Below are 5,681 nucleotides of genomic sequence, written 5' to 3' on the forward strand. Positions count from 1 at the left end.
GATGCCGACGCTCCAGTGGATGGTTTTGTCACCGACCTAAACACGGCCGCCAGCGCCTTTCACGGTCCCGGATTTGGCCTTCCGGCTACCTACACTCGCCCCCATGCAGCAGCCTTCCATCTGGCCCGGTCCAAAATACCGGTCAGATCATGAGAGCTTCAACGACAAGCTCAAAGACCAGCTTTCGCGTCAGGAGATCTTCTATTCGTTGAAGGAGGCGCAGATCGTGATCGGCCTTTGGCAAAACACATACACCCGCGTCCGGCCGCCCGCGTCTCTACGCTACCGCCCCTGCGCCTGTCACCTTCCCGAATCTGGCCTTCTGGCTAGCCATGTCCGCGACCATGCAGTAACGTCCCATTCGGCTTAGGCCAAAATAACGGTCAGGTCAGTGGTCGCTTGTTTTAGTGGTCGCCTATTCAAGAGCATCTTAGCGCTGGAAAGATCAGGATGGCAGGCTGGTTCGTCATCGCGCTCGGGCTCGCAGCAGCCTTGCCCCTCATGCCGGCGCAGGCGGCGGAGGGTCGCGCAACCGGCTCTGGTGCGTTTCTCGAACAGGGTGACCGGCCGGCCCAGACCTTGGCCGATGCAATTGCCGCCCGCGATGCCGCGCTTGCACGGCTTCGGGCACGCCTCGACACCGTCCAGACCGACGGCAACGGCGACGCGGCGCTGGCGCAGGCCCAATCCGACCTCTCGGCTGCGGAAGCCCAGGTCACTGAGCTCATGGCCCAGTTCGTGCCGGGCTCGTCGCCGGCTTCCGATGACCGGCCGAGGCCTGATGCCAGGCCGGCACCGGCTGCTGGCGTGAGCTATCGCGAATTGCGGATCGGCGAGAAGGTGAAGTTCGCCGGGGAACACTGGGCCGCGCAGACGCGGCGTATCCAGCACGGCTCGGACGGGTCCCTACAGTTCCATGCCGCTGCCGGCGAGCGTGCCGACTTCGACCCGGAACGCAAGATCCGGACGGAGTTAATTGGCCTCAGCCGCTTCGAGAAGGGGCAGGCAGTCGATCTGAAGGGCGTGTTCTCCATCGACCCCTCCACGAGACTGACCGGCGCCGATTGGTGCTCGATCATCCAGATCCACCAGGCCGACACTAAACGGGCAGACGGCAACTACGTGAACGCCTCGCCGATGTTCGCGCTCGACATGCTGCCCGATCCGAAGACCGGCAGGCCGTTCCTACAGGTCGTCGGCGAGACCGGGCGCGGCGAACAGACGACGTTCTCCCCGACTCGCGTCCTCGGCACGCTCCCCGACGTCGAACTGGGAAAGGAGCACACCTTCGCGATGCGCGTCGTCGATGGGCATGGCGACATCGGACAGGTTTCGGTCTGGGTGGACGGCGTTGCCCTGGTCGACCGCTCGGACATCCCGACCGGCTACGAATATGTCGATATCTTCAAGAACGCTTTTCCCGTCCGCGGTGCCCCGCAACAAACCGGTTCATACCTCAAGCTCGGCATCTATTCCGGCAAGGTCTCCGGCAATACGCCGCCGGCCGTCTCGGTCGGCCTGACCTGGCGCAGCCTGCCCGATCCGTGAGTCGCGCGCGGGCGCGGGGCCTCGATAGAGGCCCATCTGCACCGTCCGACCCGCCCATGCAAACCGAGACGGCCCCCGACGATCCGCCTCGACGAGTACCTATTGAGCGATCATCTCATCGACACGGTCGACCTCGACATTCGCCTCGACCCCAACGCGAGCCGGATCACGGCGGTGCTGGCGCTGCGGCCGAACCCAGCCGGTATGGCCGGCGCGCCGCTGGTCCTCAACGGGGACGAAAAGAACCTCGTGGGCGTCCGCCTCGACGGCGAGCCGCTGCCGGCGGAAGCCTACGCGCCGACGCCTTCGGGGCTCTCACTGCATGCGCCGCCGCAGCTTCCGTTCACGCTGACCGTTGACACATTATGCTCGCGTGATCAGCGGCGGGTGGGTTGTCGAGCGTGGCGATCTTCCAATTCGGTACGACACCGGACGGTCGGAGACCTCGAATTACCCCCTTCCATCCGATCGAACGCAGCGATCACCGTCTTCAGTGCCCTTCGTCCCGCGATTTCCTCCAGGACCAAGTTTCAACTGGTCGCCGGCTGTCTCTCGACACGATAGCTGAAATGATGTCGCATTCCCGAGATCGGGCGTTCGATAAAATAATAGGATGCTGCCGAGACGCCCAAAGTCACCGATGTCCAAAGGGCGACATTCCACCAGATATGGTCCGGGCCGAAAGAAAGCATCGAGCGCACGGCAAAATGCCAGATATATATCGAGTAACTCAGCCTACCGATCCAATCCATGATCGGTATATTCAAAACGGACTGAATCCTCGAAAACCCGTCGGCAAACAGAATGTTGACAAGTAATATGAAAAGAGCAGAACTTACGATCGTATAGCGAACGGTCTCACGGAAAAACTCGCTCCGTATTGCAAATCCAGCAACGAGCATGGCAACCGCCAGGACGATTGCTGGTCTGCTGAATAGACTTTTCAGAAAACTGCGCCCCTCATCGTATTCGCAAAGCGAAGCCAGAGCGACTCCCACGGCAATCGAGTCAATCTGATACTGCGTCTCGAAGTAGAATACGTGCGTCGGTAGCAATTGCGGATAAATCGTTGCGACGGCGCAGCGCAAAAATAAGCAGATCACAATGAGTGCAAAAGATGCCGCCACCATTCTCCGAGGATCGCCTTGAAGCAGCACGAACATCACTGGAAAAAATATGTAGAAGTGCTCTTCGACGGAAAGCGACCAGAACGTTCCGAACGGCATGCTCCCGCTCGTGCCGCCAATTTGACTCAGATAGCTGTAGTAGTAATTCGCATAGTATAGCAGCGCAGACGCCGGTTCCTGCCATACGATTTGATCCGGCGCTCTCCAGGCAAATATTAGAAGGATAACAGCCGTATAAATAATCACCAAAGGATAGAGGCGGACAAAGCGTCTGATATAAAATGACCTCAATGAAATGGAGGATTTCTGCTGCCATTCCACATACAGCAGTCTTGCGATTAGAAACCCACTGATCAGAAAAAAGACTCTCACGCCAAACCCGCCGGGGAAAAGCTTGTTGTTCACAGTATGCGATAGAAAAACGATTATAATACTGATGGCACGCAGTCCATTCAGACTGGGAATGAAACCGCCGGTAGCCTCGAATGGTGCCAGTCGCAGGGATCGCGACTTTGTCGCGTCAGCTGTCATGATCTAGTCCGATCTATGAAACGACGTACAGACCAGTTGCAGCCGCTTTCGCGCGTCGCCCTACAGCTCGGGAACGGCCACTGGAATTGCCGGGCATCTATCGAAGCTTCAGCTTCGCCTACTCTCGCGCTTGCCATGATCTACGGCACCGATCCGCGCAGGGTTTGCGGGATGGCCTCCTCGCGCACCTCGGTTCCCTTCAAGGCTGTGGGATGAAGCGCGGCCGAGATTTCAGCGGACCGCGGAGATAAGTACTTCTTCAGGTGCAAGAAACGCTTCTCGATCACGTGCCACGAGAACACCGAGAAAATCCCGGTGAAGATAATGGCGAGCGCGAGAAGCCCAAACAGACTCTCCTTAATCATGGGAAGCGATGATACGAGTGCTTGCGATATCGGATACCCATATAGATAGATACCGTAAGAATAATCACCGGACTTCAGCAGCTTCGGCTGCGGCAGGGGCGACAGTCCGATAAATATCGTAATATAGGTCAAAAATATGGGATATATGAAAACCGCATGATTAGACATCATTAAAAAATATGAAAGCAGCAGAGACGCAAAGAAGAGGTATTTATTGTAGACTATCTTGTCCTTCCAGAGATAGAAAAATACGCCCATAAAAAAGTAATATACGGATACATTCCCATCCAGCCCGATTCGCGTCTCACCGAATCCCGTCGCGTAATTTATCGCAATGAGCGGCAAAGTTGCTGTTATGAAAATTATAGTAAATAATTTTCGATTGAACATTACGCCGGATAAAATGAGAAACGCAGTTATGGCGTATGAGTAAAACTCTGCCGGCAACGTCCAAAGATTTCCATTGACCACCTGCGAAATGTTGTTTTCGAAAACACCTGGAAGCGTGTAATGAACAACGCCAAATATATTCAGAAAATAACTATAAAACCCAGACGATGAGAAATAGTCGTGTAGTGGTAAAGACGTGTAGATTGCGCCCAACACAATCGCCGAGAGCACGACCTCAACCGATAAGGCCGGGACGATGCGAATGATGCGCAAGCCTAGAAAGGGTAGAACCTTCTTCGTTCGAAACGCACTGCCCATGACCAGGAAGCCACTGAGAGCGAAGAACATGGGGACACGCGACAATGTATAGGGTCGCGCAGGTCCGGTTATGCCGCGGGGTACGATCTGCTCAGCGGATGCGGTTATTGAGCTTGGGTCGCCCGGTAGCGGAGATGCTTTTACCAGCGATATGACATTCTGCATGATGTCGTAAATGAAATGCGAAAGAAAGCCGCTATTACCAGTCAATCCGGAGCAATGGCTCGCGAGAATACTGATGGCCAAACCGAGCCGGAGAATGTCGAATCCAGGTCCGGCTCCTCGATTTGTGTCGAGGATATCTGCGAACGTTGTACGTTCGTCCCCGCTGCGAGATCTCGCCATGGGCATGGATCCTCCCCACATCTCACCGACCTGAATGCATGCCTGACAGGCGGACGCGCTTGAACTATAGAGTGAAATCTTGGCCGAGACCCAATGTCTTTCAAATGAATTTTGGAATCAATTCGATTCATGATTGATAGGATTGATAATTATTCTACGAATTTAAATTCGCGCGCTGGCCGAATCGATCCCAACAAAATCAGTGACAATATGTAGATTCAGCGGATAAACTGCTAAAATGTTTATTCTGCGTCAACAGTATAACTCTCTTTTTCAGTGGCTGAGAGTGATCGCCGAGCTGGTCCTATTGGATCCGCCTGGAGATATGTCACGCTGACGACCCGTGACTTTCGGTGACATCACGGCACGGACACGCGGCGGATCATCCCGACTAATCTTTTTCCAATCCGTCTCTAACGATCGACGTTTTGGACAATGCAACCTATAGTTTCATTAATCGACAGTCGGGAGACGGCTCTAAGCCTCTGTGTTTGAATGCTTTTTGGTTGGTCGCCTGATGGCAGATCGTATCAGGGGAGGCCGTGATAAGTCGAGAGCGGTTAGCCGTCTGAGCGAAACGGGAAGCCCCGCTTCTCGGATCGAACTCTAGCAAATTTCGTGGATTTGCTGGCTGATCTCTCGGGTGTTCAGCTCCAGGGACTCATTCCGATCGCAGATCCCGGGTCTCATGCGACTCGCAGTGGCAGGCATCGTCAATCAGTCGAGGGACAACTTGGCTCGTCTAAAACCGACCTAAATTTACTATATTTGGTCGCCTCCTCAAATCGTCAAGGCGCCGATATCTTCAAAAACCAGCTGAATATATTGCAGATAGATCATACCAAGTCAGTCCATCCGTCACGCCTGACGGGGTCACATCGCCGGAGATCTTGCCTGCATAGGTGCTGAGCTTGATATGAGAACTCGTCGGCTGCGAAGCCCTGGATGAGGAGGGCGTCCTTATAGATGTCGACATACTCGTAGCCGGTCTCGATATCGGAGCGGTCGACAAGGGTGTTTAGGGCGGTGACAAAACCATCCACTGGAGCGTCGGCGT

At 55.1% G+C, this 5,681-nt stretch carries 5 protein-coding genes and 1 pseudogene; 3 read left to right on the forward strand and 3 right to left on the reverse strand.

Translation table 11 applies throughout. The annotated features are described in order from the left end of the window. Positions 1–118: 118 nt before the first annotated feature. The 3 genes and pseudogenes from MHA02_RS21695 to MHA02_RS21705 form a co-directional block, all read left to right on the forward strand. Positions 119–353 (forward strand): annotated as a pseudogene (locus tag MHA02_RS21695) (integrase core domain-containing protein); the annotation flags it as partial. 97 nt (positions 354–450) lie between these two features. After that, positions 451–1,548: a heparin lyase I family protein gene (locus MHA02_RS21700; RefSeq protein ID WP_147082642.1), complete on the forward strand. Its 1,098-nt coding sequence runs from the start codon at positions 451–453 to the stop codon at positions 1,546–1,548. 102 nt (positions 1,549–1,650) lie between these two features. Continuing rightward, positions 1,651–2,112, forward strand: a complete 462-nt coding sequence (locus MHA02_RS21705; protein WP_147082644.1) for a hypothetical protein — start codon at positions 1,651–1,653, stop codon at positions 2,110–2,112. Here MHA02_RS21705 and MHA02_RS21710 read toward each other — a convergent pair. From MHA02_RS21710 to MHA02_RS22515, 3 genes are all read right to left on the reverse strand, one after another. Then, complete coding sequence (locus tag MHA02_RS21710) at positions 2,079–3,206, reverse strand: acyltransferase family protein (RefSeq protein WP_147082646.1); 1,128 nt, start codon at positions 3,204–3,206, stop codon at positions 2,079–2,081. The genes MHA02_RS21705 and MHA02_RS21710 overlap by 34 nt on opposite strands. 140 nt (positions 3,207–3,346) lie before the next feature. Next, positions 3,347–4,624: an acyltransferase family protein gene (locus MHA02_RS21715; RefSeq protein WP_170249438.1), complete on the reverse strand. Its 1,278-nt coding sequence runs from the start codon at positions 4,622–4,624 to the stop codon at positions 3,347–3,349. Between the two features lie 836 nt (positions 4,625–5,460). Then, positions 5,461–5,681, reverse strand: a 221-nt coding sequence (locus MHA02_RS22515) for a hypothetical protein (RefSeq protein ID WP_210245105.1), incomplete at its 5' end; no start/stop codon positions are given.

Origin of the sequence: Methylobacterium haplocladii (genome assembly GCF_007992175.1) — a bacterium.
Taxonomy (GTDB): Bacteria; Pseudomonadota; Alphaproteobacteria; order Rhizobiales; family Beijerinckiaceae; genus Methylobacterium; species Methylobacterium haplocladii.

Excerpts from the sequence above, each read along its gene's own strand:
- MHA02_RS21710 (WP_147082646.1), bottom strand. The coding sequence starts at position 3,206 with ATGACAGCTGACGCGACAAAGTCGCGATCCCTGCGACTGGCACCATTC.
- MHA02_RS21715 (WP_170249438.1), bottom strand. The coding sequence starts at position 4,624 with ATGGCGAGATCTCGCAGCGGGGACGAACGTACAACGTTCGCAGATATC.
- MHA02_RS21700 (WP_147082642.1), top strand. The coding sequence starts at position 451 with ATGGCAGGCTGGTTCGTCATCGCGCTCGGGCTCGCAGCAGCCTTGCCC.